The organism is Streptomyces sp. NBC_01235, from assembly GCF_035989285.1.
Lineage (GTDB): Bacteria > Actinomycetota > Actinomycetes > Streptomycetales > Streptomycetaceae > Streptomyces.
In genome coordinates, this window is sequence record NZ_CP108513.1 from 5,693,723 (window position 1) to 5,720,042 (window position 26,320).

The window sequence follows — 26,320 nt, forward strand, 5'->3', positions numbered from 1 at the left end:
TCATGGGGCATGTTTCACGTGAAACATGCCCCACCTCGGACTCAGTGCGCAGCGTCGACGATGTGCTGCGTGCCGATGCGCTTGCGGAACACCCAGTACGTCCAGCTCTGGTAGAGCAGCACGATCGGCGTGGCGATCCCCGCACACCAGGTCATGATCTTCAGGGTGTACGGGCTCGACGAGGCGTTGGTCACCGTGAGGCTCCAGTCCGAGTTGAGCGTGGACGGCATGACGTTCGGAAAGAGCGTCAGGAAGAGCATCGCCACGGCGGCCACGATGGTGACACCGGAGAGGGCGAACGACCAGCCTTCACGCCCTGCCTGGTTCGCCACGAGCGCCGCGACCAGGGCGGCGACCGCCACGACCAGCGCGACCAGGCTCTTGGCGTCACCGCTGTCGACCTGCGTCCACAGCAGGAAGGCCAGGGCGACCACTGCGGTCACGAGTCCCACCTTCAGCGCCAGCTTCCGTGCCCGCTCCCGGATGTCGCCGACGGTCTTGAGGGCCGTGAACACCGCACCGTGGAAGGTGAACAGCGTCAGGGTCACCAGGCCGCCGAGCAGCGCGTACGGGTTGAGCAGATCCCAGACGTTGCCCACGTACTCGAAGTCCTGGTCGATCTTGACGCCGCCCACGATGTTGCCGAAGGCGACGCCCCACAGGAACGCGGGAAGGAGCGAGGTCCAGAAGATCGCGGTCTCCCAGTTGCGCTGCCAGTTCTCCTCGGGCCGCTTCGCCCGGTACTCGAAGGCGACGCCCCGCACGATCAGGCAGATCAGGATGAGCAGCAGAGGCAGGTAGAAGCCGGAGAAGAGCGTGGCGTACCACTCGGGGAAGGCGGCGAAGGTCGCGCCGCCCGCGGTGAGCAGCCACACCTCGTTGCCGTCCCAGACGGGCCCGATGGTGTTGATGAGCACCCGCTTCTCAACCCGGTCGCGCGCGAGCAACCTGGTGAGGATGCCGACCCCGAAGTCGAAGCCCTCCAGGAAGAAGTAGCCGATCCACAGGACGGCGATCAGGACGAACCAGACGTCGTGCAGTTCCATGACTGTGCAGCTCCCTCGGCCTAGTACGAGAAGGCCATCGGCTTGTCGGCGTCACGGGAGTCGCCGCCGATCTTCGTGGGCGGGTTGAGGTCGGCTTCGGTGAGCTCGGGCGGGCCGGCCTTCACGTACTTCGCCAGCAGCTTGACCTCGACGACGGCGAGGATCGCGTACAGCACGGTGAAGACGATCATCGAGGTGAGGACCTCGGCCTGGGAGACCCCGGGGGAGACCGCGTCGCGGGTCTGCAGGACGCCGTAGACGGCCCAGGGCTGGCGGCCCATCTCGGTGAAGATCCAGCCCCAGGAGTTGGCGATCAGCGGGAAGCCGAGGGTCCAGATCGCCGCCAGCCAGTAGAGCCTGGTGAGCTTGGGGCCGAGCGCCTTGTTGCGGAAGAGCACCACATGCGGAACCTCGTCCTCGCCGACCCTCAGATGCTGCGGCAACATGAACTTCTTGCGGGTGAGCCAGAGTCCGGCCAGGCCGATCGCGAAGGATGCCATGCCGAAGCCGATCATCCAGCGGAAGCCCCAGTAGGCGACGGGGATGTTGGGCCGGTAGTCGCCGGACCCGTACTTCTCCTGCTCGGCCTTGTTCACGTCGTTGATGCCGGGGACGTAGGAGCTGAAGTCGTCGTTCGCGAGGAAGGACAGCAGGCCCGGGATCTCTATGGCGACCTTGTTGTGCCCCTTCTCGACGTCGCCGTAGGCGAAGACCGAGAACGGCGCGGGAGACTCGCCGTCCCACAGCGCCTCGGCGGCGGCCATCTTCATCGGCTGCTGCTTGAACATGACCTTGCCGAGGACGTCACCGCTGATGGCGGTGAGCAGGCCGGCGATGATCACGGTGACCAGGCCCAGCCGCAGCGAGGTCTTCATCACCGGAATGTGCTTCTTGTGGTACAGGTGGAACGCGGCGATGCCGACCATGAAGGCGCCGCCGGTGAGGAAGGCGGCGGACATGGTGTGGAAGACCTGGCTGAGCGCGGTGTTCTGGGTCAGCACGGCCCAGAAGTCGGTGAGCTCGGCCCGCCCCTTCTCCTTGTTGATCCGGTAGCCGACCGGGTGCTGCATCCACGAGTTGGCCGCGAGGATGAAGTACGCCGACAGGACCGTGCCGATCGAGACCATCCAGATGCAGGCCAGGTGGATCTTCTTCGGCAGCTTGTCCCAGCCGAAGATCCACAGGCCGATGAAGGTGGACTCGAAGAAGAAGGCGATCAGGGCCTCGAAGGCGAGCGGGGCACCGAAGATGTCGCCGACGAATCGCGAGTAGTCGGACCAGTTCATGCCGAACTGGAATTCCTGCACGATGCCGGTGACGACACCCATCGCGATGTTGATCAAGAAGAGCTTGCCCCAGAACTTCGTCGCCCTGAGGTACTTCTCGTTCTCCGTGCGCACCCAGGCGGTCTGCAGCCCGGCGGTGAGAGCCGCGAGGGAGATCGTCAGGGGAACGAAGAGGAAGTGGTAGACGGTGGTGATACCGAACTGCCAGCGCGCCAGTGTCTCCGGCGCCAAAGCCAGGTCCACGTCGTGACTCTCCTTACGTCGCCGGGGGTACAGCGGCAGTTTGCCCCTTATGTCACGCCCATCGCTGGAGCAACCAGGACACGATTGTGAACGCGTTCACATTCACAAGCAATTATGACGCATACCCGTTCGACGCAATACGGGCGGGGGGTCCCCAACCCGGACCGAGGGTCCCCACCGGGCAGGGCCGCTCGGCCCATGGCGCGCGAAAGGCGCCTCGGTTCCACGTGAAACAGAGGCGCCCACCGGCTCGCTCCGGCGCTTACAGCTCCTTGTGGAACCCTTCTGCCACCTTCAGGAAAATGTCGTTCGCCTCGTTCTCGCCGATCGTCACCCGCACACCCTCGCCCGGGAACGGCCGCACCACGACGCCGGCCTGCTCGCACGCCGCCGCGAAGGCCACCGTGTGCTCGCCCAGCCGCATCCACACGAAGTTGGCCTGCGTCTCCGGCACCGTCCAGCCCTGCGCGCGCAGCCCCTCGACCACGCGCTGGCGCTCGCAGACCAGGGAGCCGACCCGGCCGAGCAGCGCGTCCTCGGCGCGCAGCGAGGCGATCGCGGCCTCCTGCGCCAGCTGGCTCACACCGAACGGCACGGCCGTCTTGCGCAGCGCCTCCGCCACCGGTTCGTGAGCGATGGCGAAGCCAACGCGCAGCCCCGCGAGGCCGTACGCCTTGGAGAAGGTCCGCAGCACACAGACGTTGGGCCGCTTTCGGTACAGCTCCACGCCGTCCGGCACCTCGGGGTCGCGGATGAACTCCCGGTAGGCCTCGTCGAGCACGACCAGCACGTCACGCGGCACCCGGTCGAGGAACCGTTCCAGCTCGGCCCGCTTCACGACCGTGCCCGTGGGGTTGTTGGGGTTGCAGACGAAGATCAGCCGGGTCCGGTCGGTGATCGCGTCGGCCATGGCGTCCAGATCGTGCACGTCACCCGGCGTCAGCGGCACCTCTACGGGCTTCGCGCCGCCGATCCGCGTGATGATCGGGTACGCCTCGAAGGACCGCCAGGCATAGATCACCTCGTCGCCGGGGCCCGCGGTCGCCTGGACGAGCTGCTGGGCGACGCCGACCGAGCCGGTGCCCGTGGCGATATGGGAGGCGGGGACCGCGAAGCGATCGGAGAGCTCGTTCACCAGCGCCGTGCAGGCCAGGTCCGGGTAGCGGTTGAAGGACTCGGCCGCGGCCGTCACGGTCTCCATCACGCCCGGCAGCGGCGGATAGGGGTTCTCGTTGGAGGACAGCTTGTAGGCCACGGGACCACCGGCCGCGGCCGGCTTGCCCGGCTTGTAGGTGGGGATCCCCTCCAGCTCGGCGCGCAGCTTGGGGCTCGTCTCGCTCACCGCAGTCCTCCTCATGACCACCACCGGCTTCAATACTGCTCACCTTATGAGGATTCGGCGCGGGTGCGTACAGGCACGGAGGGACCTCCGCCCGAAACGGAGGGTCCCTAGCGACCGGCAGGGGGGGGACCCGAGCGACCGGCGGGGGGACGTCCGTGACTTCTGAGGACGAAGGCGCACGAAGGCGTACCCGCCAGGGGGCGCGCCGTACATATATCTACGCGCCGGTAGCTCGCGCCGTGGCGCGCATCCCTCGTGCAGGTGAGTTGAGACCTCTTCGAGACATCGGTGCCTTGGCAGGCTCATCCGTGCCGACACGTCACGTCTTGGCATTGGAACAGTCAACTACCTTTGTTTCGAATGCACTTGACCCCGAATGGCCTTGCAGAAACGTGCCTGTCAACGCGTGCATATGCGTCCGCCCTACCCCACCGAATGAGCCCTACTATCGGCTCGCCATGACAGCAGCAGGGAAGCACCAGGTGAGCCGCGCGGAAACCTCACGCCGAGGCAGCCGGCCGGGCCGGGCGGGCATCAGGGACGTGGCCGCCGCCGCCGGAGTCTCCATCACGACCGTCTCCGACGCCCTCAACGGCAAGGGCAGGCTCCCCGATGCCACCCGACGCCATGTCCGCGAGGTCGCCGACCGACTGGGCTACCGCCCCTCCGCGGCGGCCCGAACCCTCCGTACCGGCAAGTCAGGGCTCATCGGCCTGACCGTGACCACGTACGGGGATGAACCTTTCACCTTCACCGAGTTCGCGTACTTCGCGGAGATGGCGCGCGCCGCCACCTCGGCCGCGCTCGCCCGCGGCTACGCGCTCGTCATCCTCCCGGCGACCTCGCGCCACGACGTGTGGTCGAACGTCGCCCTGGACGGCACGGTCGTCATCGACCCCTCCGACCAGGATCCGGTGGTCAGCGAGCTGGTCCGGCAGGGTTTACCGGTCGTCTCCGACGGCCGCCCGGCCGGCCCGCTTCCGGTGACCGCGTGGGTGGACAACGACCACGAGGCCGCCGTCCTCGACATCCTCGACCACCTGGCCGACGCTGGCGCCCGCCGCATCGGCCTGCTCACGGGCACCACGACGGACACGTACACACACCTGTCGACCAGCGCCTACCTACGGTGGTGCGAGCGGGTCGGCCAGGACCCGGTCTACGAGGCCTACCCCGCGCACGACCCGTGCGCGGGCGCCGTGGCCGCCGACCGGCTACTGGCCCGTCCCGACCGCCCCGACGCCGTGTACGGCCTGTTCGACCCCAACGGCACCGACCTCCTCGCCGCCGCCCGCCGCTACGGGCTGCGCGTCCCGGAGGACCTGCTGGTCGTCTGTTGCAGCGAGTCCACGGTGTACGCCAACACCGAGCCGCCGGTCACGACTCTCTCGCTGAAGCCGCGCCGTATCGGCACGGCGGTGGTCCAACTCCTCATCGACGCGATCGAGGGTGTGGAGTCGGACCGACCGGTCGAGCAGGTGATACCGACCGAACTGATCGTGCGGACCTCGTCCCAGCGACGCCCACCACGAACGACGGTCAGCCCGCCCCGAGCCCCGGAAGAAAAGTAACCCTGCCGCCGGCCCCTTCCCACCCCCACTTCAGAGCGTGGGGGTGGGAAGGGGCCGGCGGTTCTTTTGGGAGGCAGGTTGGGTGGGGGCTGGGCAGTCCGAAGAGGCTGGAGGGAGTGCTGGGGTATGGGGGGCGGGAGTGAGATGAAGCGCCGGGTGGGGCAGGTGCAACAGATGGGTCGGGTGAGGTGCAGGACGGTGGGCACGCTGGGCGGGGGAAGGCACACGGGCGGCCAGGGGCACGGGCGGCCGGGGCGCGCGGTTCGCGTCAACGCAGGTTGGCGAGAAGCACGTACGGGCGTTTTCCAGCGGCGCCGGACGCGTCTCGGGTGCCGACGGCCTCTGGGGCTCCTGAAGGGCCTGGCGTCCCCGAGAGGCCTGGGGGTCTCCGGACGGAGTTGGCCCCCGAGCGGTCCGAGGTGCCGCCGCTCCCGGGAGACACGGCGTCCTTTCAACTCCGCGGTACGGAACGTCAAATCCGCGGTACGCAACGACGTAGGGCAGCGCTCCTCCCCCTCCGCTCGGGCGCCTGAATCCGAGTTGCTCGAAGCGGCGCGCCGCGCAGAGAAGGCGGTGCAGTGCCATGAGACACAGCGGTCGGCCCTAGTCAGAACGAGGGCCAGTGCCAGGGCCAGGGCTCGCTCACGCCGGCGCACGGCAGCCGCAGTCGGGAGAGCACCGCACCAGGCCCCCAGGCCGCGCCCTGGCCACGTACCGGCCACACCCTGACCACGCTCGGTGTGAGGCGGCCACTCGCGGCCGCGCCACCGAAGGCGGGCGACCGCAACAGCCGACCGTCCACGACTCCGGAGAAGCGCCCCACCCCTCGGCCGCCCGGCCCCGAGCAAAGCCTTCGCCCCGAACGCCGGGCTCGTCCGCACTTCAGCCACAGTCGAGGCTCGCCCTCCCCCAGCCACCGAAATCCCGGCCCCCCGAACCACCAACGCCCGTCCCCTCAGCCCCGACATCACCCTCCCCCAGCCTGCACAGACCCCCCGCTCAAACCGGCGGAGCCACCCGGGGGCGCGCTGTGCGGGTGTGGGCACGGTGTGTGCCGGGTGAGTGTGGGCTGCCGAAGCCCGGCCCAATCGGGGCGAAAGCCGCGACGAACTGGAGCCTTGCTCCGATTCACCACCCCTGGGTCATCACACGGCACGATCCGCATTCCTATGATGGGCGCACGGCACCCGCGGGCCGCTGCGACCAGGCAGCCCGAAGGGTGCAGATGCGGCGCGATGGTGGAGGGGTCTGATGACTCAGGGGGCCGGTCAGGGACCCGAGGTGGAGCGTACGGCGACGTTGCGCGACTTCCGGGTGCCCGCGTACGTCCACGAGACCGGTCCGTACGACCACGGCACACACCCCGGCAACGCCGCGCCGCCCCTCGATGAACCGGTGGAGCATCCCGACGGCTACACGCCCACCCAGCGCGACCTGCCCGTCATCAACCGCCGCGGCGACACCCTCCAGGTGGCGGTGGACCCGGCGGCCGTCCAGGCCCCGCTGCCCGCGACCGGCCCGGGTCCGCTGTTCGTCGTCGGCGACGTGCACGGCTACCTCGACGAACTGGTGGCCGCACTGCAGGAGAAGGGCCTGATCGACGCCGCAGGGAACTGGTGCGCGGGAACCGCCCGGCTGTGGTTCCTCGGCGACTTCACCGACCGCGGCCCGGACGGCATCGGCGTCATCGACCTCGTCATGCGGCTGTCCGCCGAGGCCGCCGCGGCCGGCGGATACTGCAAGGCCCTGATGGGCAACCACGAACTGCTGCTGCTCGGCGCCAAGCGCTTCGGCGACACTCCCGTCAACTCCGGGGCGGGCACCGCCACCTTCCAGGCGGCCTGGCTGCTCAACGGCGGCCAGAAGTACGACATGGACCGCCTCCAGGACCACCATCTGCAGTGGATGGCCCGGCTCGACGCCGTCGAGGAGGTCGACGGCCACCTGCTCGTCCACTCCGACACCACCGCCTATCTCGACTACGGCGACTCGATCGAGGCGGTCAACGACACCGTCCACGAGACGATCACGCGCAACGACGCGGACGAGGTGTGGGATCTGTTCCGCAAGTTCACCAAGCGCTTCTCCTTCCGGGACGAGGGGGGAGCCGACGCCGTCCGTTCCCTGCTCGATACGTACGGCGGCACCCGCATCGTTCACGGCCACAGCCCGATTCCCTACCTGCTGGGTGAAGTCGGCTCCGAGGACGGCGAGGACAGCGGTGGCCCGCACGTCGAAGGACCGCACGTCTACGCCGACGGACTGGCCATCGCGATGGACGGTGGCGTGACGATGGCCGGAAAACTGCTGGTCCAGCAACTGCCCCTGAATAGCTGAGCGTTCCGGGGGCCCGGCCGCGCCCCCTCTGGACACCTCGTCGACGCCGCAGGCCAGGGGCCAATTTCGGCAAACCCCCTGTCACCCCATGCCGTCGCCGCTCTACCATCGGCTTATCCGTAGCAGGCTCCCCTCCGTTTCTGCCCGACGGCTCGTTGGCATGCGAGCCCCAAGCCCTACGGAGCATCGGGGGATGCACATGAACAGCGTTCCGCAGCACCTGCACAGCGAGGACCGCCAGGAGTACGAGCGGATCCTCGACGAGGCGCTGCGCTCCGCACCACGCCACCCGGAACTGGCCGCTGTCGGACAGCGGCTCAACCCCGAACAACTGCGCACCATGGCGCTCAACGCCTCCGCACTCATCACGGTGGCCGCGGCGTCCGAGTACCAGCACTACGTGAAGGTCCGCGAGGAACTGCGCCACCCCGCGCCGTCCACCCCGTCGTCCACGCCCGAGACCGGCTCCGCCGAGCCGAGCGCGGCCACGATGGGGCTCGCCACCACCATAGGGGAGGCGGCCCAGGCCGCCGAGGCCGCCGGGGCGGGCGCCGTCGCCGCCGTCCTCACCCCTGTTCTCGCCGGGACCGCCGCGGTGATCTTCCTGCTCGTCGGCTACCTCCTCAGGGCACTCGACCCCGAACAGACGTTCGCCAGGACCATGCTCACCGCCGGCTGGACGTTCGGGGCCGTGGCCGCGGCCGCGATCCTCGTCGCCACCGTCGCACTGCTGCTCGCCGCCCTGCGCAACCGGCCCTCCCTGGAGGACGAACCGTACGGCGAACTGAACGAGGAGGTCGCCGCGGCCAGGGAAGCCTGGCGGGAGGCGCTTCTGGAACGCGGCATCCTGCCGTTCCTCCGGGAGGCGCTCGCCAGCCCGGGCACGGCGACCGCCCTGCACACGGACCCGGCCCCCACCGGCCGCCTCCCGAAGATCGGCTACGACCGTCCGGGGTTCTCCAGCCCCGACGACGGCCGTTCGACAGGCCCACGCCCGAGCTTCAGCAGCCCGGACTACTCCAGCCCGGACTTCGGCGGCCCGGAGCACCGGCCGGAATAGGCACTCGGCTTGCGCCCCCGCCGACCCCGCCGAGGGGAGCGCAAGCCGTACGCCGACACGCCCCTGGCACAGCACCGCATGCTGTGCCCGCTGCCCACGGCTGCGGGTCAGTGCCGCTCGGCGCCGCTCAGATCGGCGCCCACGCTCATGGACCGGGCTGTCAGCGTGCCACGTCCGCCGAGCCGTCTGCCGAGGGCAACCGCACGAGCGCGATGGTCTCGTCCTGCGCGACTGCCAAGTGCGTGCCGTCGGGATGCAGTGCCGCGACCGGTGTCGGTATGTGGGTGACTCCGAAGTACCCCTCGCGGCGGGACACCTTCACCTCGGGCCACTCCTCCAGCACCTCGCCGGTCATGACATCGACCAGCCGCGGATGACCGTGCAACGAGACGACTCGTCCACCTCCCGCGATCAGCGTCCCGACCTCGAAATCGACAGAACTCCGGTGCAGCCACGTGCGATCGGACAGTGACCACACGCCGATCTGACGGGGCCCGAGCGCCGGCACCTCCTCGTCGTCGAGAAACTCCTCTCCGGTCGCCACTGCCAGGCGGTTGTCGTCGAGCCAGCACGCCGACACAACTTCGGCATCGGTCCCCGGTTCCATGGGCAACACCCCACGCCCGTCCAGCACGGCCGGATCCGTCAGCGCGCTCTCCAGATCGAAGACCTCGACGATTCCGTAGGGATGCCACACCCAGCCGGAGACCAGCAGATGTCTGCCGTCCCGGCTCACGGACAGCCGGGAGTGGAACACGTCCTTCGCGTCGCGTGCGCCGGTCGTGAGCCGCTGCCCGGACGCCACCTCCTCGACCTGGAGAACGTTGTACTCGTCCGGGCAGTGGACCAGGACCTCCCGGCCGTCCCGCAGGACTCCCAGGGCCACGGGGTAGTCGAAGTCCCCGGAGTGGTACGGGCCGCGAGTCAGCTCACGGACAGGGCGTGTCCCCTCGAGCAACAGCGCGCCGGGCCCGCGTTCGGCGTAGACGACGGTGTAGCGGCCGGACGGGGAGACCACGCCTGTGTCGAATCCTGAGCCATGATCGGTGGCCGTCAGTCGCTCCGTACCGTCGGCGTTCCAGGCCCGGCCACTCACGACATCGAACAGGTCACCGCCCTGCCAGACCAATGACCGGACCGGCACCGATGTCTTCAGCAACTCCAAGGTCTCTTCCCCCCCCCAACCGCAAACACCGATGTCTCCCCCGGCCGACGATCGCTCATGGCGATGCCCGCAGGCGCCGCCCTCGGGCAACGCGCCCGACGGGGCAGCGCCATCCAGGCAAGTCGGTCAGTCAGCGAGCGGCAGGTACACCCGGTTCCCGCTCGCCGCGAACTCCTTCGACTTCTCCAGCATCCCCTCGGCGATCTCCTCCGCCGAGGCCCCGTCGGCCACCCCGCCGCCGAACCGCTCGCTGATGCTCTGGCTGATCTTCATCGAGCAGAACTTCGGCCCGCACATCGAGCAGAAGTGCGCCGTCTTCGCCGGCTCCGCAGGGAGTGTCTCGTCGTGGAACTCCCGTGCCGTGTCCGGGTCGAGGGCGAGGTTGAATTGGTCCTCCCAGCGGAACTCGAAGCGGGCGTCGGACAGCGCGTCGTCCCATTCCTGCGCACCGGGGTGCCCCTTGGCGAGGTCGGCTGCGTGGGCGGCGATCTTGTAGGTGATGACGCCGGTCTTGACGTCGTCACGGTTGGGCAGGCCCAGGTGTTCCTTGGGCGTGACATAGCAGAGCATGGCCGTGCCCCACCAGGCGATCATCGCGGCACCGATGCCGGAAGTGATGTGGTCGTACGCCGGCGCGACGTCCGTCGTCAGCGGGCCGAGCGTATAGAACGGAGCTTCATCACAGATCTCCTGCTGAAGGTCGATGTTCTCCTTGATCTTGTGCATCGGGACATGTCCCGGGCCCTCGATCATCGTCTGTACATCGAAACGCTTCGCGATCCGGTTGAGTTCCCCGAGCGTCCTCAACTCGGCGAACTGTGCTGCGTCGTTGGCATCCGCGATGGAACCCGGCCGCAGCCCGTCGCCCAGCGAGTACGTGACGTCGTAGGCGGCGAGGATCTCGCAGAGTTCCTCGAAGTTCTCGTAGAGGAAAGACTCCTTGTGGTGCGCGAGGCACCAGGCCGCCATGATCGAGCCGCCACGCGAGACGATGCCGGTCTTGCGGTTGGCGGTGAGCGGGACGTACGGGAGGCGGACACCGGCGTGGACCGTCATGTAGTCCACACCCTGCTCGGCCTGTTCGATGACCGTGTCTTTGTAGATCTCCCAGGTGAGCTCCTCGGCGCGGCCGTCCACCTTCTCCAACGCCTGGTAGAGCGGAACCGTGCCGATGGGGACGGGGGAGTTGCGCAGCACCCACTCGCGGGTGGTGTGGATGTTGCGGCCGGTGGACAGGTCCATGACCGTGTCGGCGCCCCAGCGGGTCGCCCAGGTCATCTTCTCGACCTCCTCCTCGATGGAGGACGTGACCGCCGAGTTGCCGATGTTGGCGTTGACCTTCACCAGGAATCGCTTACCGATGATCATCGGCTCGATCTCCGGATGGTTGATGTTGGCCGGCAACACCGCGCGGCCCTCCGCGATCTCCTCGCGGACGACCTCCGGAGAAACGTTCTCTCGGATGGCCACGAACTCCATCTCGGGTGTGATCTCACCCCGGCGCGCATACGCAAGCTGGGTGACCGCCACGCCGTCCCTGCCGCGACGCGGCAGACGCGGCCGCCCCGGGAAGACCGCGTCGAGGTTACGCAGACCGCCGCGCGGCGAGGTGTGCTTGATGCCGTCGTCCTCGGGACGGACGGGCCGGCCCGCGTACTCCTCGGTGTCCCCGCGGGCGGTGATCCAGTTCTCGCGCAGTGGCAACAGGCCCCTGCGTACGTCGGTGTCGACGAGCGGATCGGTGTACGGGCCGGAGGTGTCGTACAGCGTGACCGACTGCCCGTTGGTGAGGTGCACCTGCCGGACCGGCACCCGTAGATCGGGGCGAACGCCCTCGACATACCCCTTGTGCCAGCCGATGGACTTCCCGGCCTCCTCGTCGGTCACGTCGACCGCGCTTTCGCTGGTCGCGTTCTGCGTGAAGGCAGGCGTGCGTGCGTCCTTGTTGGTCATGAGACCTACTCCCTACGCCGGCATTACCCGGTAACAGGTTCGGCGGTCGACGCAGCGGCTACCGTCGTCCGAGGTTTCATGTGAAACATCACTCGATTCAAGAGACGTTCCACGTGAAACATCGCGAAGACGGAGGTCAGCGCCCTCTCAGCCCGGTGCTCCGAGCTCCCGCGTGTGCAAAGGTGCCTCCACGCTAGCGTCAATTCGGGCGCGGTGAACAGAGGGCCCCTGTCGTTCTTGCGATGATCGGTCGGTGACCACGACACACCAGCCCCCATACCCGCCGCCCGAGCCGCCCCGTCGGCCGGGCTCCGGAAGCGGCCCCGGCAATGGCACCGGCCCCGGCGGCGGCTCCGGACGCGGCCCCGGGAACGACCGCGATGTCAGCGGCGGTCCCGATCACGGGCGGGATCACGGAGAGAGCCCTGATCGTGGTCCCGGATACGCCGGTGGGCTGGGCGGGCTGGGCCGGCTGGGGCGCGGTGGAACTCCCGGTGGTCGGGGACAGGGCCCTGGGCAAGCAGCCGGGCAGGCACCCGATCAAGGACGCGGCAGGGGGCACGGGTACGGGTACGAACCCGGATACGGCCCCGGCTCCGACGCCGTATCCGGCCCCGGTTACGAGCCCGGTTACGGATACGACCCTGACCGCGATGAGCACGGTCATGGGCAAAGCCCCGACGGTGGTCATGGTGGCGCCTCTCGGAACGATCTCCGGAACAACCCTGGAAACGGCCTTGGAAACGTCCCTGATCAGGGGCACGGCGCCGGCTACGCACACGACCACGGCGACGGGCATGGCCACGGTCCCGGTCCCGGTTCAGGTCACGGACCGGGTTCCGGCGGTGGGTACGGCACCGGTTCCGCTGGTGGGAACGGGCATTCGCACAGCCACAGTCATGGCCCGGCGGCCCCCGTCTCCCAGCACCTGCGCAAGGTCATCGCGGCCATCCTCATCCCGTTCGCCGCGGCTGTGGTGGTCGGGCTCGTGGTGTTGTGGCCGGGCGGCGCACCGGTGCACGAGCGCACCGGGGTCGGCTTCGACCGGCAGACCCAGCAGGCCACGGTCACCGAGGTCGTGAGCGTGAGCTGCGCGTCGGTGAACGCTTCGAGCGACACCCCGACCGGCGACACCTCCACGGCCGAGGGTTCCTCCGCGCAACAGCAGGCGAGCGGTTCCTGCAAGAAGGCCACGATCCGCGTGGACACCGGCAAGGACAAGGGCCGGACGTTCACCGAGATCATCCAGCCGGACCAGTCACGGCAGTTGGAACAGGGCGAGAAGGTCGTGGTCGCCTACGAGCCCTCCGCGCCGAAGGATCTGCAGTACTCGGTCACCGACGTGAACCGTCGTGTCCCGATGACAGTGCTCGCCATCATCTTCGCGGTCGCCGTCGTGGTCGTCGGGCGGCTTCGGGGCGTCATGGCGCTGGTCGCGCTGGCCATCAGCTTCCTGCTGCTGAACTTCTTCGTCCTGCCCGCGATCCTGCAGGGCTCGAACCCGCTGGTCGTGGCGGTGGTGGGATCGAGCGCCATCATGCTGATCGCGCTCTATCTGTGTCATGGCCTCTCGGCCCGCACCTCCGTCGCGGTGCTCGGCACGCTGATCTCACTGCTGCTGATCGGCGTCCTCGGTTCGCTGTTCATCGACTGGGCCGCGCTGACCGGCAACACGGACGACAACACTGGCCTGATCCACGGCCTCTACCCGTCGATCGACATGAGCGGCCTGCTGCTCGCCGGCATCATCATCGGCTCGCTCGGTGTCCTCGACGATGTGACGGTCACCCAGACGTCAGCGGTCTGGGAGCTGCACGAGGCCAACCCGTCGATGGGCTGGCGCGGACTGTACCGGGCAGGCATCCGCATCGGCCGCGACCACATCGCGTCCGTGGTGAACACGCTCGTCCTCGCCTACGCCGGTGCCGCGCTGCCGCTGCTGCTGCTCTTCTCGATCGCGCAGAGCAGCGTGGGCACCGTCGCCAACAGTGAGTTGGTCGCCGAGGAGATCGTGCGCACGCTGGTGGGCTCGATCGGCCTGGTCGCCTCCGTGCCCGTCACGACGGCCCTGGCCGCCCTCGTGGTCTCCGCCGATCGTCCGACCGGAACGGCCCCCGCGACAGTCCCCCCGGAGACGACTCCGGCGGCTGCGTCAGGAGCGACAGCCGCAGGGCCCACCCAGGGCCGGGGCGGCCGGGGCAGGCGACGCAAGCGCTGAGGTGCGAGGCGCCCGAGAGCGGAAGCACCGGCCGGCGCTCGGGCGCGCGCCACGCCCTCCCTCGGGAGTGAACCCGCGAGGCAAGGGAAGCGCGAGACTCCCGCAATGGTCTGAGGAGCTCTGAGAACGCCCCGTTCGAGCACTCGCCCCAGCCCAGAAGAAGCGTTCCTGCACGGCCCCAGCTCTCTACTGGAGCGTTCCGTCACCCCCACGCTGCCGACACGTCAGCCGGCGCTCTGCTCCTCCGCCAGGATCCGGTCCAGTGCCTCGTCCAAATACGCGTCGAAGTCGGCGAGCGCACCCTCCTGGCCCAGCGGAACCAGCTTGTCGGTGCGGTCGAGGAAGGCCACGAGCGGAGCAGCCGAGGAGCGGAACAGAGCCTGGTCACCCCCGACCTGAAGCCGGATCAGGACCTCCCCCAGCACATCGGGATCGACGGGCGAGACACGGACGTCCCCTTCACCACACGCTCTGCCCACCCCGTCGATGAGCAGCTCACGCCCGAAGGCCCAGGTCACCGGGGCGTCACCGGGGAGGTGGAAGGTGAGCCGCACGGCGTACGGATCGCACGACTCGTAACCCAGCTCCACCGGGATGCGGAACGCGAGCTCCTCGGACACGAGGAAGCTCATCATGACCTCTGCCTGTACTGCCTGTACGGACTCACGCATCGCCTTACCCCGTCACTCGCCGTCGACTGGCCGAGAATCAACCTTCTGACACTGCAGGCATCTTGCTGAACGTACACGACAGATCACAAGGAGTGAGTTTTCAGATGCTGATAGAGACTGCGAGAGAGCCAAGCAGCCGTCCGACCTCGTTCTGCAGTTGCCGGGCTGCCGGGAGCAGTCGGTCGGCGTGATGGGAGGGGAGGGAGATCGCCATCGTCGCGGCCGTGGTGCCCACGGTGATCGGGATCGCGGCGCACACCGTACCCAGCGCGTACTCCTGCCGTTCGACGACCGGGTCCATGCGCCGCATCCGCTCCAGGCGCCGCAGCAGAGTGTGGTCGTCACGCACGGTGTAGGGGGTGATCGCCTGCGCCGGGTAGCGATCCAGGTGGTCGCGGCGGGCGTCCTCGTCCAGTTGGGAGAGCAGGCACTGGCCGATGGCGTGCGCATGGCCGGTCTCGCGGAAGTCGGCCCATTCCTCCACCGCGGGGTTGCCCGGGGTGTCGGAGACGCACATGATCTCGATCTCGCCGTCGTGGTACCGGGCGTAGTACACAGGGACACCGATCGAATCGCGCCATTGGGCGAGGGTGTCGGCGACCGTGCTGCGACGTTTCTGCGCCGCTCCACTGCTGCCGAGCCGCTCGGCCGCCTCGCCGAGGAAGAACAGCCCCTTGTCCCGGCGCAGATAGCCCTCGTGCACGAGGGTGCGCAGCAGGTGGTAGGCCGTGGGCAGCGCAAGGCCGGTCTCGCGGGCGAGTTGTTTGGCCGGAGCCCCGTACTGGTGCTCGGCGACGGATTCCAGCAGGCGCATCGCGCGCTGGACGGAGCCGATCAGGGTGGCCGCGGGGTGCGGATGCTCGGGGACGGCAGTGCTCGGCGGACGTTGGAGCGGGGGTGGAGAGGAACGCGGCCGGCTGGGGGGTGCGTACGGCTGCGCGGATGCGGTGTCAACCATGGCCAAGGGTCACTCCCGAAGCACGAGGGGGCGGTCCGTGCGGGGGAACACGGGAAGGGGGGTACGCCGCTCGCGGGGTCGTCCCCGCGTCGAATTCCGGACTTTAACCGTCCGCCACCGCTTGCAGACGGGCTGTCGGGCAAACTTCCCCCGGCCGAGGGAACCGGTGATTCCTGTTACCGATCACCGGCATCCCGGACCGCTCACCAGTCGCTGCGCGACGACGAACTCGACATGAACTTCCGTACGACGTAGATCAGTCCGCCGACCAGCGCCACGAAGACCAGCAGCTTGAAGAGCAGGCCGATCACGAACCCGACGACGCTGGCTATCAGCCCGCCGAACACGACCAGGGCGATGACCGGCACCGCGACCCACTTCACCCACCACGGCAGTCCCACGAAGATCTCTCGCATCGCCCTTGTCCTCATCCTCTTCGGTCGAGGTCCGGCACCCCTGTCGGGCCGGATCCTTTCGATGTCCTGCCGTCGATGCTAGGTCCGAAGAGGGTGCCGACGGGGGCCTCGCACCCCTTGTCCTCCCCTGACCGATCCCCTAGGGAACCCCGAGGCCGGGTATCGGCTGCGAGGCGGAGACGCTCAGCCCTCGGGCGGCGAGAACACCACCAGGACCCGGAGATCCTCACTGATGTGGTGGAACTTGTGGGCGACCCCGGCTGGGACGTACACCACACTGCCGCGCGCCACCTGCGTGGTCTCCATGCCGACGGTGATCGAGGCTCGCCCGCTCACGACGAAGTACACCTCGTCCTGGTTGTGCGGGTTCTGTGGATCATGCGTACCGGCGTCGAGCGCGTACAGCCCGACGGACATGTTCCGCTCACGCAGAAACTGCAGGTAGGCGCCATCGTTGGCGGCTCGCTCCGCCTCCAGTTCATCCAATCGGAATGCCTTCATCGACCTTGTCCGCCCTCGTCCGGTGCTCGTTTGCGATCTCTCTGCCACGATCAGACACATGAAGAATTTCGTAGTCAAGACGATCGCCAACGCGAGCGCTCTGGCGGTCGCCGTCTGGCTGCTCGACAAGATCACTCTGACCGGTGACAGCACGGGCAAGAAGATCGGCACCCTCATAGTCGTCGCACTGCTCTTCGGCCTGGTGAACTTCCTGGTCAAGCCGGTCGTGAAAGTGCTGACGTTTCCCCTGTTCATCCTTACGCTCGGTCTGATCACGCTGGTGGTCAACGCCCTGATGCTGCTGCTGACGTCGTGGCTGGCCGACAAGCTGGACGTCAGCTTCCACGTGGAGGGGTTCTGGACCGCGGTGTTGGGCGGCCTGATCATCTCCGTCGTCTCTTGGGCACTCAACGTCGTCCTGCCCGACGGAGACTGAGTCCGCGATGACCTACCGCGTCTGTTTCGTCTGCACCGGCAACATCTGCCGCTCGCCGATGGCCGAGTCGGTCTTCCGCGCGCACGTGGCGGACGCCGGCCTCGACGGGCTGGTCGAGGTCGACAGCGCCGGCACGGGCGACTGGCACGAGGGCGAGAACGCCGACCCGCGCACCCTCTCCGTCCTGGAGCAGCGCGGATACGCACTCGACCACACGGCCCGGCGCTTCGAGCCGTCCTGGTTCGCCCGCCTCGACCTCGTGATCGCTCTGGACTCCGGTCATCTCAAGGCCCTGCGCCTCCTCGCACCCACGGAGGAGGACGCGGCGAAGGTACGGCTGCTGCGCTCCTTCGCCTCCTCGGCGCCCGACGACCTCGACGTCCCCGACCCCTACTACGGGGGCCGGGACGGCTTCGAGGAGTGCCTTGAGATGGTGGAGGAGGCGAGTGCCGGTCTGCTCATCGCGGTGCGTGACGACGTGGAAGGACACGTGGCATGAACGATTCCACTACGAACGAAGGACCTCCTGCAGGCGCCGGCGAGGGCACGCGCGCGGTGCGGGCCGGGCTGCCCGAGCCGGTGAAGTACGAGCCGACCCTCCCCGGCCCGGTGTTCGCGGCGCACTTCCACCTGCCCGGCGAGCCCAAGGGCCCGTACACCTACGGCCGCGACGAGAACCCGACCTGGACCCACCTCGAGCGCGCCATCGGCGAGCTCGAGGCCCCGGGGCAGGACGGCATCGAGACGCTCGCCTTCGCCTCCGGCATGGCCGCGATCTCGTCGGTGCTCTTCTCCCGGCTGCGGGCCGGGGACACCGTCGTGCTGCCCGCCGACGGCTACCAGGTGCTGCCGCTGGTGCGCGCACAGCTGGAGGCCTACGGCATCGAGGTGCGCACCGCGCCGACCGTCGACGACGCCCAACTCGGCGTCCTGGACGGCGCGAAGCTGCTGTGGATCGAGTCACCGTCGAACCCCGGGCTCGACGTGTGCGACATCCGGCGGCTCGTCGAGGCGGCACACGCGCGTGGCGCGCTCGTGGCCGTCGACAACACGCTCGCCACCCCGCTCGGGCAGCGTCCGCTGGAGCTGGGCGCCGACTTCTCGGTGGCCAGCGGCACCAAGCAGCTCACAGGCCACGGCGACGTCCTCCTCGGCTACGTCACCGGGCGGGCCGGCGAACCGATGACCGCCGTACGGCGCTGGCGGAAGATCGTCGGGGCCATCCCGGGGCCCATGGAGGCCTGGCTCGCGCACCGGTCGATCGCCACACTGCAGTTGCGCGTCGACCGGCAGAACACCAGCGCCCTGGCCGTGGCCGAGGCGCTGCGGGGGAGGCCCGGGGTGAGCGGGCTGCGGTATCCGGGGCTGCCCGAAGACCCCTCCCACAAGGTCGCCGCGCAGCAGATGAGGCGCTATGGGTGCGTGGTCTCCTTCACGCTGCCCACGCGCGCACGTGCCGAGCGTTTCCTCGAGGCGCTGCGCCTCGTGGACGACGCGACGAGCTTCGGCGGGGTGCGCTCCACCGCGGAGCGGCGCGGGCGCTGGGGCGGGGACGCGGTGCCGGAGGGCTTCATCCGGCTCTCCGTCGGTGCCGAGGATCCCGAGGACCTGGTGGCGGACGTGCTGCGTGCGCTGGAGGAGTCGGCGCGGTGACCGGCTTACGGACGTCCCGACGAGGTCCCGCTACGCACAACGGGACGGTCCGAGCCTCCCCCCTCGTGGCTCGGACCGTCCCCGGTTCTGCGCGCGAAGAACCGCGCGAACAAGGCTAGTTGACTCTGTGTCAGTGTCCAATCACAGTAACGACAGAGGCCTATCGACTTATTTATAGTTGGGCCCTGCCTCGGAGCCGGAAGAAAGGCAGGGAAGAGGGAGGACGCTCCATGGATCTGGCCTTGCTGCGCACCTTCGTGACCGTGCACCGGGCCGGCTCCTTCACTCGCGCCGCCGCTCTGCTGGGCCTGTCCCAGCCGGCCGTCACCTCCCAGATCCGCACCCTCGAACGGCAGCTGGGCCGCCCCCTGTTCCTGCGCCAGGCCCGCGGTGTGACGCCGACGAGTATCGGGGACGAGCTCGCTCACAAGGCCGCCCCCCACCTCGACGCCCTGGTGGAGATCGCCGAGGCCGGCCTCGACGACGAGTCCGCCTCACGGACGCTGTACCTCGCCGGTCCCCTCGAGTTCACGGCCGAGCGGGCTCTTCCCGCGCTCACCGAGCTGTCCGGCGACGACGGGCAGGGGTTCGCCCTGCGCACCTCCTTCGGAAACACCGAGGAGGTCCTGGAGGGTCTGGCAGCCGGTCACCACGACCTGGCCATCAGCACGGCTCGGCCACGCGGAGCGCTGCTCACGGCCACCCCGTTGTGCGACGAGGAGCACGTCCTGGTCGCCGCCCCGCCGTGGGACGAACGGATCGACGCGGGCAAGCTGTGTCGCAAGGAGGCGTCCGCACTGGAAGACCTCCCTGTCGTCGAGGTCCACGAGTCGCTGCCCCTGGTCTCCCGCTACTGGGCCTCCGTCTTCGACTCCCGCCCGGCCGCCTCGGGCACCGTCATCGTCCCCGACCTGCGCGCGGTGCTCGCCTGCGTGGTCGCCGGCGCCGGTCTGGCCGTCCTGCCCCGCTATCTGTGCGCGACCGCTCTCGAACGCGGTGACGTCGTCGCGCTGCACGAGCCGGCGGTGCCGCCGCTACGGACGTACGTGCTGGTGGTGCGCACCGGAACACTGGCGATGCCGCATGTCGCGCGCGCTCACGAGTGGTTGCTGGGGGCAGCCGCAGAGTGGTGCTGACGCGGCTCCCCGCGCGGTGTCACGGCATGAGCTCGCCCGGTGACGTTTCGCGATGTTTCACGTGGAACCAGCCGGGCCACATTTCTCCCATGACCGTCCGACCCGTGGTCAAGCGCACCGCACGAGCCGTTCTGCTGGACGGCGACAACCTGATCCTGATCAAACGCACCAAGCCCGGTGTGGATCCCTACTGGGTCACGCCCGGTGGCGGGGTCGAGCCCGATGACGCGACCGTCGTCGACGCCCTGCACCGTGAGGTGCACGAGGAACTCGGCGCCAAGATCACTGACGTGGTGCCCTGCTTCGTCGACACCGTCGAGCACATCGGCGACGACGGCGGCGCGACCGGCGTGAAAGTGCAGCACTTCTTCGTCTGCCGGCTGGAGTCCATGGACCCGGCCCTTCGGCACGGCCCCGAGATCGACGAACCCGCCGGCGAGTACGAGATCGTCCGCGTGCCGTTCACCCGGGTCGGGATCGCCTCCGTCCACCTCGTACCGCTGTCACTGCGGCACTACCTCGACGGCAACATCGAGGGCGTCCGCGCCATGCACGCTCCCGACCTCGGCTGACGTCCCTGTCCCGGTCCGGAGTGTCTTACGGGTGATGCCGGGTACCGGGGTGCGGGGTCAGCTTCCGGCGGTGACGAGCTCCTCGACCAAGTCATGGCGTATGCGCTCCCAGGGGATACCGACGCCGCGCAGGGCGTCCACCCCGCTGCGGATCATGCCGGGCGGACCGGAGACATAGGCGTCGTACTCGGTCCAGGGCCCGAAGGCACGTATCGCGTCGGGCAGCTGGAGCAGACCGTGCCGGTCGACCACCGGGCGGACCTCCAGCCAGGGGTGGGACTGCTGGAGTCTGAGCATCGTGTCGATGTCGTACAGGTCGTGGTCGCTGCGGGCGCCGTAGAACACCTCCACCGGACGGCGGGAGCCGTGCTCGGCGACGTCCTCGACCAACGCCTTGATGGGAGCTATGCCGGTGCCGCCACCCAGGCAGAGCAGCCCGCTGTCCCTGGTGTGGTCGACGGTCATCGAACCGGCCGGCGGACCGAGCCGGATGACGTCGCCCGGCCGGGCACGGTGCACCAGGGCGTTGGAGACCCAGCCCGCGGGGACGGCCTTCACGTGGAACGTCAGCAGGCCGTCGGAGCGCGGCGCCGAGGCGAAGGAGTAGTGCCGCCAGATCCGCGGCCACCATGGCGTCTCCACGCTTGTGTACTGCCCGGCGAGGAACGGGTAGGGCTGGTTGGGGCGGACGGTGAGGACCGCGACGTCCGGCGTCCTGAGGTCGTGCGAGACGACCTCCGCGTACCACCAGGCCGGTGCGCGCAGTTCGTCGGCGGCTGCCGCGTCGATCATGACCTGGGAGATCGTGGTGTAGGTCCGGACCCAGGCCGCCTCCGTCTCGGCCTCCCACACGGAGTCGGCGTACTTGCTCAGAGCACCGATGAGGCACTCGCCGACGGCCGGATAGTGCTCGGCCCGGGTGCCGTACTTGCGGTGACCGCGGCCGAGGTTCTGCAGGTACTCGACGAGGACCGGGGTGTTGTCGATGTGCTCGGCGGCGGTGAGCAGCGCCTTGAGCAGTCGGTCCCGCTGGGCGTCCATCGCTGGCGGGAAGAGCGAGCGCAGGTCGGGGTGGCGGACGAAGAGCATCGCGTAGAAGTACGACGTGACCTTGTCGGCCACCGGGGCCACCTCGGCCATGGTGCGCCGGATGAGGATGGCGTCCGGTGACCCGTCCTTGACGGGTCGGGACCGCTGAGCGGGCACGAGGGACTCTTCGGGCGAGGCGGTGGGCTGCTGCTGGACGGGTGCTTCGTGACGGGCGGGTGACCGAACTTCCGGAGGTCTCTGCTGCTGTGCGGCTATCCGGGGCTCTGCGGACCTCTGAGAGGCGGCGGGGGCCTGAGGCGGGGCGGGGACCTCAGCTTGGGCCGGGGCCTCCTGCAGGCCGGGTATCCAGGGTTCCACGGGGGTGTGTGCCTCGACGGGGTGTCGGGTCTCGACGGACGACGGCGCTCCGGCCGCAGACTGGGGCTGTGCGCTCGCGGGGGTGACCGTCGCGGGAGCCTGTGGGCTCGGTTGCATACGGGGCCCAGCGTCCGTGGTGCCGTCCTGGGGCGCGTTGCCGTGGGAGCCGGCCGTGTTGTTCCGGCCCATCGGGCGTAGCGCGGCCAGACGGCGGCCCTCTGAAGCCCCCTGCCCGCCCCCTGCAGCGGGTTCCGGCTGCTTGCGCGGCGTGAACCAGCCGTCCCCGCCGCCGGACGTGCCGTTGTCGGCCGACCTGGTGGTCGGAGCGTCCATGGTGTGCCTCGCCTCGAACGTCTTTCGGTCGGTCTGCGCACTTCCTGGATCGGAAGGTGACTGCTTCCCCCGCAGACGGCTTGCTTTCCTCTTCGGTTCCGCAACCGCGACAACCGCGGTCCACCCCTGTTTCCGCCCCGCACGAACGCGTAAGGCGAGAGCGCGACATCGGGCGCGACGCTCTCACCGCAGCTTCCCATCCTGGGCGGACGCCTCGGTCGCATCACCGGAAATGCGGGTCTTCGATCTCTCCGTCCCGTTAGGCTGCATTGCCCTGTTCTCGGCTCGCGCGGTATGTGTGCACCGCGTCTCGCGCACCTCGTCCCGGAAGCGAACCGGAGTCGACCATACCGGCCGCCGCTCGCCGCACAAGTCCCGCCTTCTCCTGGGGACAAACGCAGGGGGCGAACCGCCAGTTCCTTCAATTACCGAGCGTGACGCACCAATTCATAGGCATCCCACAGATCCTTTCCCACGTAGGAGTGGGTCGCGAGGCCGGACAGATGGCGGTCCGAGTTGACGGCCACCGAGACCGGCACTACTGCGAACAGATCCTTGTCGGAGAGCGAATCGCCGTACGCGACGCAGTCGTCCCGAGTCAGACCGAACTCCGCGCACAGCTGGTCAGCGATCAGGACCTTCGCCGCAGCGCTCAGCACCCCGGCCGGATCCACGGGCTCGGTGAAAGGAAGGGCCGGAAAGCGGGATCCATAGGCAGCGTGGGCGCCCCAACCAGTGAGTCTTTCCACGAAGAAGGAAGGTGAGAGCGCCACGACGGCGCAGTACTCCGCCCTGTTCCTGATCTCCGCCCACACCTCTCGGAAGCGTGCCAGCCACGGCGCCCCTTCGAAGGCCGCCGTCACATGCTCCTCGGTGAGCTGTGTCCAGAGCTCATACACCTGCGTCGCATACTCCGGTGGCCCGATCAATCCGGCCGAGACCGACTGGTCCAGCACCAGCGTCCGGGCCTCCAGGCCCAGCTGACGTGAAATCTCCAAAGGCGCGGAGGTCCCGTGCAGCAGCGTGCCATCAAGGTCGAAGAGATGAAGTCTCGCCATGGCCCGAGGCTAACGGCAGGCTAGGCCAGCTCCCTGGCATAGCCCTCCCGAGCCTGCCTTCGTTGCTGTTTCACGTGAAACAGCCCATCCGCGCCGACGCTCTGTTTCACGTGAAACACGCCCTCGCTGTCGACGCACTGTGCAGTGGCCCATGACATGGCCAAAAGCATGTATGTCCAAGAGGAAACAGGTGGACGCCGACCGCACCGGTCGGACAGCCTGACCCGCGTGCCGACTCCTCCCCTCACCGCTCTACCCGTCCGTCGTCTGACGCACCGCGATCTCACCGCCTGCGCCGACCTGTCCGAGGATCGGGGGTGGCCACGCGAGGAGCACAAGTGGGGTCTCCTCCTCTCGGCCGGCAAGGGGTACGGCATTGACGACCCCGAAGGGGGACTCGTCAGCGCCTGCGTCGTCACCGAGTACGGCCCGTACGGCCACCCCTCTCTCGGTGCCATAGGCATGGTTCTGGTCGCCGAGCGGCACGCCCGGCAGGGCATCGGCCGGCGGCTGATGCGCCACGTCGTCGCCCTGATGGGCACCACCCCACTGACTCTGCATGCCACACCGAATGGCCGTCCGCTCTATGAGGAGCTGGGCTTCAAGACCACGGGCCGGGCGGAAATGGTGCGGGGGTATTTCACGCCGGGTGAACGGGCTTCAGGCGTCGCCACCCGTCCGGCCACGGCCGAGGACCTCACCTCGATCCTCCGGCTCGACGAGGAGGTTTTCGGTATCGATCGCACGCATGTGATCACCCGTCTGCCCGCCTTCGCCGACCAGTTGCGGGTCGCCGAGGAGGAGGGCCGGATCATCGGCTACGCGGCCGCATGGCCCAATATGGACACCCAGGTCGTAGGGCCGTTGATCGCCCGGGACACAGAGACCGCCCAGGCCCTTCTGGCCTCCCTCGCCGCCCACACGGACCGGCCGCTGCGCACCGACATCGATGTACGGCACGAGGAACTGCTGGCCTGGGTGAAGGCACAAGGCCTGGAGCCCGTTGCCCACAACGCCGTGATGACCTACGGGATCACGAAGCTGCCGGGCGACTGGCGCCGCCGCTTCGCTCCGCTGACGGTGGCGGCCGGCTGAGGACACCCGGACCCGGAAGAACGCCGCTTCCCCTGATGCCGGGGAGCCGGCGTTCTTCCTGGACGGCCGCCGTCAGACGAGCGTCTCCACGGCAGCCATGGCGATTCCACGGTCCTGCTCCGGGGCACCGCCCCCGACCTCGATCGCGCCGATCAGGCGGCCGTCGCGACGGACCGGCACACCACCCGCGAAGAACAGCAGCGGCCGGTCGAGCGCCGGGGGGAGGGTGTGGAAGGGGCCGCCGGGCTGCACGGCGTGACGAGGTCGGCGGTGCGGGCGTTCAGCGGAAGCGCCGCGTACGCCTTGCGCGTGTTCGTCTCTCTGAGATCAACACGGCCAGCACGGTCGTCCCGCCGAAAGGCCAGCAGATGGCCGCCTGCGTCCAGGACGGTGACACTGACCGCAGCTCCGCCGGCCTCGGAGGCACTGCGGGCCGCCGTGACGAGGGCTTCGGCGTCGTGGACGGTCAGGGGTGCGACGGTGGTGGTGCTCCTGGGGGGATTTCTCCTTGCGCGGCTTCGACGTCGCCGAAGCCGGTGTTGCAGAGGCCTGCGGCTGCCGTAGGACGAGTGTCCGGCTCGCCCGGCCGGGTTCAGCGCCGGACAGCCGCCTGTCGCTCGGCGGGCGTGCCACCCGCTACGACGGTGCTGGGGCATCCGGAGGTGCTGTCGCGGCGCTCCAGCGAGGCCGAGACGAGGGCGAGAAGGAGGGCGCCTGCGGCGAGGGCGGCACCGACCCAGTTCGGCGCGGTGTAGCCGAGGCCGGCACCGATGACGAGCCCGCCGAGCCAGGCGGACAGTGCGTTGCCGAGGTTGAAGGCGCCGATGTTCACCGCCGCCGCCAGTGTCGGGGCGCCGTGCGCCTGGTCCAGGACACGCTTCTGCAGGGGCGGGACGGTGGCGAAGCCCAGGGCGCCGATCACGGCGATCGTGAGGCCCGCGAGGACCTTGCTGTGGGCGGTCAGCGTGAAGAGTGCCAGGACGACCGCCAGGGCGCCCAGCGAGACGTACAGCATGGGCATCAGGGCACGGTCGGCGTACTTGCCGCCGACGAGGTTGCCGCCGACCATGCCGAGCCCGAAGAGGACCAGCAGCCAGGTGACGGAGCCGTCGGAGAAACCGGCCACGTGGGTCATCATCGGCGCGATGTAGGTGATGGCAGCGAAGACGCCGCCGAAGCCGAGGACGGTCATCGCCATGGCGAGCAGGACCTGGGCGTTCTTGAAGGCGGCCAGCTCGTGCCGCAGGTGCACGCCCTCGGCCCGCGGCATCTCGGGCACGAGCTTGGCGATGCCGACCAGGCCGAAAGCGCCGAGCGCGGCGACGACGGCGAAGGTGACACGCCAACCGGCGCTCTGGCCGACGAGAGTGCCCAGCGGGACTCCGACGACGTTGGCGACGGTGAGACCGGTGAACATCATCGCGATGGCCCCGGCCCTCCTGTCGGGGGCGACCAGGTCGGCCGCGACGACCGAACCGATGCCGAAGAAGGCGCCATGGGCGAGGGAGGCGACCACACGGCCGATCAGTATCACCGTGAAAGTGGGGGCGGCGGCGGAGAGCAGGTTGCCGACGATGAACAAGCCCATCAGCAGCATCAGCATCCGTTTGCGGGAGACCTTGGTACCCAGGACCGTCATGAGCGGGGCGCCGAACATGACGCCGAGCGCATAGCCGGTCACGAGGAAGCCGGCCGTGGGAATGGAGACTCCGAAGTCGCCCGCGACCTCGGGCAGGAGGCCCATGATCACGAACTCGGTCGTTCCGATTCCGAAGGCCCCGATCGCGAGGGCCAGAAGCGCGAGAGGCATGGGGGTAACACCTTCCCAGACGATTGCAGATGCGCTTTACATTCGTGAACAAT

The 26,320-nt window shown here is 68.9% G+C and carries 22 protein-coding genes and 1 pseudogene; 10 read left to right on the plus strand and 13 right to left on the minus strand.

Annotated elements, in window-relative coordinates:
* Window positions 1-41 precede the first annotated feature (41 nt).
* The 3 genes from cydB to hisC all read right to left on the minus strand — a co-directional run bounded on the left by cydB (window position 42) and on the right by hisC (window position 3,917).
* Window positions 42-1,046 (minus strand): cytochrome d ubiquinol oxidase subunit II, encoded by a 1,005-nt coding sequence (cydB, locus tag OG289_RS25370; RefSeq protein ID WP_327316318.1) that lies wholly within the window; start codon window positions 1,044-1,046, stop codon window positions 42-44.
* Window positions 1,047-1,066: 20 nt separating this feature from the next.
* Window positions 1,067-2,575, minus strand: a complete 1,509-nt coding sequence (locus tag OG289_RS25375; RefSeq protein ID WP_327316319.1) for a cytochrome ubiquinol oxidase subunit I — start codon at window positions 2,573-2,575, stop codon at window positions 1,067-1,069.
* 262 nt (window positions 2,576-2,837) lie between these two features.
* Window positions 2,838-3,917: a histidinol-phosphate transaminase gene (gene hisC, locus OG289_RS25380; RefSeq protein ID WP_327316320.1), complete on the minus strand. Its 1,080-nt coding sequence runs from the start codon at window positions 3,915-3,917 to the stop codon at window positions 2,838-2,840.
* 458 nt (window positions 3,918-4,375) lie between these two features.
* Between hisC and OG289_RS25385 the strand changes: the two genes are divergently transcribed.
* From OG289_RS25385 to OG289_RS25395, 3 genes are all read left to right on the plus strand, one after another.
* On the plus strand, window positions 4,376-5,488 hold the full coding sequence (locus OG289_RS25385) for a LacI family DNA-binding transcriptional regulator (RefSeq protein WP_327316321.1): 1,113 nt from the start codon (window positions 4,376-4,378) through the stop codon (window positions 5,486-5,488).
* A gap of 1,251 nt (window positions 5,489-6,739) precedes the next feature.
* Window positions 6,740-7,825 carry a metallophosphoesterase gene (locus tag OG289_RS25390; protein WP_327316322.1) on the plus strand — a complete coding sequence of 362 codons (1,086 nt, stop codon included), beginning with the start codon at window positions 6,740-6,742 and terminating at the stop codon, window positions 7,823-7,825.
* A 193-nt stretch (window positions 7,826-8,018) separates the two neighbouring features.
* Window positions 8,019-8,885, plus strand: coding sequence for a hypothetical protein (locus OG289_RS25395; RefSeq protein WP_327316323.1), 867 nt, complete (start codon window positions 8,019-8,021; stop codon window positions 8,883-8,885).
* 160 nt (window positions 8,886-9,045) lie between these two features.
* Here the strand turns inward: OG289_RS25395 and OG289_RS25400 are convergent, their stop codons facing one another.
* On the minus strand, window positions 9,046-10,050 hold the full coding sequence (locus OG289_RS25400; RefSeq protein ID WP_327316324.1) for a hypothetical protein: 1,005 nt from the start codon (window positions 10,048-10,050) through the stop codon (window positions 9,046-9,048).
* 126 nt (window positions 10,051-10,176) lie between these two features.
* Window positions 10,177-12,003 carry a phosphomethylpyrimidine synthase ThiC gene (thiC, locus tag OG289_RS25405; protein ID WP_327316325.1) on the minus strand — a complete coding sequence of 609 codons (1,827 nt, stop codon included), beginning with the start codon at window positions 12,001-12,003 and terminating at the stop codon, window positions 10,177-10,179.
* Window positions 12,004-12,991: 988 nt separating this feature from the next.
* Here thiC and OG289_RS25410 point away from each other — a divergent pair.
* On the plus strand, window positions 12,992-14,221 hold the full coding sequence (locus OG289_RS25410) for a YibE/F family protein (protein WP_442818950.1): 1,230 nt from the start codon (window positions 12,992-12,994) through the stop codon (window positions 14,219-14,221).
* 224 nt (window positions 14,222-14,445) lie between these two features.
* On the opposite strand, the gene OG289_RS25415 is transcribed toward OG289_RS25410, so the two are convergent.
* The 4 genes from OG289_RS25415 to OG289_RS25430 form a co-directional block, all read right to left on the minus strand.
* Window positions 14,446-14,892, minus strand: a complete 447-nt coding sequence (locus tag OG289_RS25415) for an SsgA family sporulation/cell division regulator (protein ID WP_327316326.1) — start codon at window positions 14,890-14,892, stop codon at window positions 14,446-14,448.
* A gap of 100 nt (window positions 14,893-14,992) precedes the next feature.
* Window positions 14,993-15,850, minus strand: a complete 858-nt coding sequence (locus tag OG289_RS25420) for an IclR family transcriptional regulator (RefSeq protein ID WP_442818951.1) — start codon at window positions 15,848-15,850, stop codon at window positions 14,993-14,995.
* A 203-nt stretch (window positions 15,851-16,053) separates the two neighbouring features.
* Entirely contained in the window at window positions 16,054-16,266 is a 213-nt protein-coding gene (locus OG289_RS25425) for a DUF5326 family protein (RefSeq protein WP_327316328.1), read from the minus strand.
* Between the two features lie 183 nt (window positions 16,267-16,449).
* A complete protein-coding gene (locus OG289_RS25430) occupies window positions 16,450-16,767 on the minus strand; it encodes a cupin domain-containing protein (protein WP_079661207.1) in 318 nt (105 codons plus the stop codon).
* Between the two features lie 58 nt (window positions 16,768-16,825).
* Here OG289_RS25430 and OG289_RS25435 point away from each other — a divergent pair, with 58 nt between their 5' ends.
* From OG289_RS25435 to OG289_RS25455, 5 genes are all read left to right on the plus strand, one after another.
* Window positions 16,826-17,203 (plus strand): phage holin family protein, encoded by a 378-nt coding sequence (locus OG289_RS25435; protein WP_327316329.1) that lies wholly within the window; start codon window positions 16,826-16,828, stop codon window positions 17,201-17,203.
* A 7-nt stretch (window positions 17,204-17,210) separates the two neighbouring features.
* A complete protein-coding gene (locus OG289_RS25440; protein WP_327316330.1) occupies window positions 17,211-17,702 on the plus strand; it encodes a low molecular weight protein-tyrosine-phosphatase in 492 nt (163 codons plus the stop codon).
* The gene (locus OG289_RS25445; RefSeq protein WP_327316331.1) at window positions 17,699-18,856 is read left to right on the plus strand and encodes a cystathionine gamma-lyase; all 1,158 of its coding nucleotides are present in this window, start codon (window positions 17,699-17,701) and stop codon (window positions 18,854-18,856) included. Before OG289_RS25440 ends, OG289_RS25445 begins: the two co-directional genes overlap by 4 nt.
* 230 nt (window positions 18,857-19,086) lie before the next feature.
* Entirely contained in the window at window positions 19,087-19,992 is a 906-nt protein-coding gene (locus tag OG289_RS25450; protein ID WP_327316332.1) for a LysR family transcriptional regulator, read from the plus strand.
* An 89-nt stretch (window positions 19,993-20,081) separates the two neighbouring features.
* On the plus strand, window positions 20,082-20,564 hold the full coding sequence (locus tag OG289_RS25455; RefSeq protein ID WP_327316333.1) for an NUDIX hydrolase: 483 nt from the start codon (window positions 20,082-20,084) through the stop codon (window positions 20,562-20,564).
* A 57-nt stretch (window positions 20,565-20,621) separates the two neighbouring features.
* On the opposite strand, the gene OG289_RS25460 is transcribed toward OG289_RS25455, so the two are convergent.
* Both OG289_RS25460 and OG289_RS25465 read right to left on the minus strand, forming a co-directional pair.
* Window positions 20,622-22,304, minus strand: coding sequence for a globin domain-containing protein (locus tag OG289_RS25460; RefSeq protein ID WP_327316334.1), 1,683 nt, complete (start codon window positions 22,302-22,304; stop codon window positions 20,622-20,624).
* A gap of 425 nt (window positions 22,305-22,729) precedes the next feature.
* Complete coding sequence (locus OG289_RS25465) at window positions 22,730-23,362, minus strand: HAD family hydrolase (RefSeq protein WP_327316335.1); 633 nt, start codon at window positions 23,360-23,362, stop codon at window positions 22,730-22,732.
* A 228-nt stretch (window positions 23,363-23,590) separates the two neighbouring features.
* On the opposite strand from OG289_RS25465, the gene OG289_RS25470 reads away from it, so the two are divergent.
* Window positions 23,591-24,457, plus strand: a complete 867-nt coding sequence (locus OG289_RS25470; protein ID WP_327316336.1) for a GNAT family N-acetyltransferase — start codon at window positions 23,591-23,593, stop codon at window positions 24,455-24,457.
* A gap of 72 nt (window positions 24,458-24,529) precedes the next feature.
* On the opposite strand, the pseudogene OG289_RS25475 reads toward OG289_RS25470, so the two are convergent.
* Together OG289_RS25475 and OG289_RS25480 are read right to left on the minus strand one after the other, a co-directional pair.
* Window positions 24,530-24,927 (minus strand): annotated as a pseudogene (locus tag OG289_RS25475) (GlcG/HbpS family heme-binding protein).
* A gap of 122 nt (window positions 24,928-25,049) precedes the next feature.
* Window positions 25,050-26,267: an MFS transporter gene (locus OG289_RS25480; protein WP_327316337.1), complete on the minus strand. Its 1,218-nt coding sequence runs from the start codon at window positions 26,265-26,267 to the stop codon at window positions 25,050-25,052.
* Window positions 26,268-26,320: the final 53 nt, after the last annotated feature.

What these genes read in the sequence shown, in the direction of transcription:
- cydB (WP_327316318.1), bottom strand. Translation starts at nt 1,046, where the DNA reads ATGGAACTGCACGACGTCTGGTTCGTCCTGATCGCCGTCCTGTGGATC.
- OG289_RS25385 (WP_327316321.1), top strand. Translation starts at nt 4,376, where the DNA reads ATGACAGCAGCAGGGAAGCACCAGGTGAGCCGCGCGGAAACCTCACGC.
- OG289_RS25390 (WP_327316322.1), top strand. Translation starts at nt 6,740, where the DNA reads ATGACTCAGGGGGCCGGTCAGGGACCCGAGGTGGAGCGTACGGCGACG.
- OG289_RS25395 (WP_327316323.1), top strand. Translation starts at nt 8,019, where the DNA reads ATGCACATGAACAGCGTTCCGCAGCACCTGCACAGCGAGGACCGCCAG.
- thiC (WP_327316325.1), bottom strand. Translation starts at nt 12,003, where the DNA reads ATGACCAACAAGGACGCACGCACGCCTGCCTTCACGCAGAACGCGACC.
- OG289_RS25415 (WP_327316326.1), bottom strand. Translation starts at nt 14,892, where the DNA reads ATGCGTGAGTCCGTACAGGCAGTACAGGCAGAGGTCATGATGAGCTTC.
- OG289_RS25420 (WP_442818951.1), bottom strand. Translation starts at nt 15,850, where the DNA reads ATGGTTGACACCGCATCCGCGCAGCCGTACGCACCCCCCAGCCGGCCG.
- OG289_RS25425 (WP_327316328.1), bottom strand. Translation starts at nt 16,266, where the DNA reads ATGCGAGAGATCTTCGTGGGACTGCCGTGGTGGGTGAAGTGGGTCGCG.
- OG289_RS25430 (WP_079661207.1), bottom strand. Translation starts at nt 16,767, where the DNA reads ATGAAGGCATTCCGATTGGATGAACTGGAGGCGGAGCGAGCCGCCAAC.
- OG289_RS25435 (WP_327316329.1), top strand. Translation starts at nt 16,826, where the DNA reads ATGAAGAATTTCGTAGTCAAGACGATCGCCAACGCGAGCGCTCTGGCG.
- OG289_RS25440 (WP_327316330.1), top strand. Translation starts at nt 17,211, where the DNA reads ATGACCTACCGCGTCTGTTTCGTCTGCACCGGCAACATCTGCCGCTCG.
- OG289_RS25445 (WP_327316331.1), top strand. Translation starts at nt 17,699, where the DNA reads ATGAACGATTCCACTACGAACGAAGGACCTCCTGCAGGCGCCGGCGAG.
- OG289_RS25450 (WP_327316332.1), top strand. Translation starts at nt 19,087, where the DNA reads ATGGATCTGGCCTTGCTGCGCACCTTCGTGACCGTGCACCGGGCCGGC.
- OG289_RS25455 (WP_327316333.1), top strand. Translation starts at nt 20,082, where the DNA reads ATGACCGTCCGACCCGTGGTCAAGCGCACCGCACGAGCCGTTCTGCTG.
- OG289_RS25460 (WP_327316334.1), bottom strand. Translation starts at nt 22,304, where the DNA reads ATGGACGCTCCGACCACCAGGTCGGCCGACAACGGCACGTCCGGCGGC.
- OG289_RS25465 (WP_327316335.1), bottom strand. Translation starts at nt 23,362, where the DNA reads ATGGCGAGACTTCATCTCTTCGACCTTGATGGCACGCTGCTGCACGGG.
- OG289_RS25480 (WP_327316337.1), bottom strand. Translation starts at nt 26,267, where the DNA reads ATGCCTCTCGCGCTTCTGGCCCTCGCGATCGGGGCCTTCGGAATCGGA.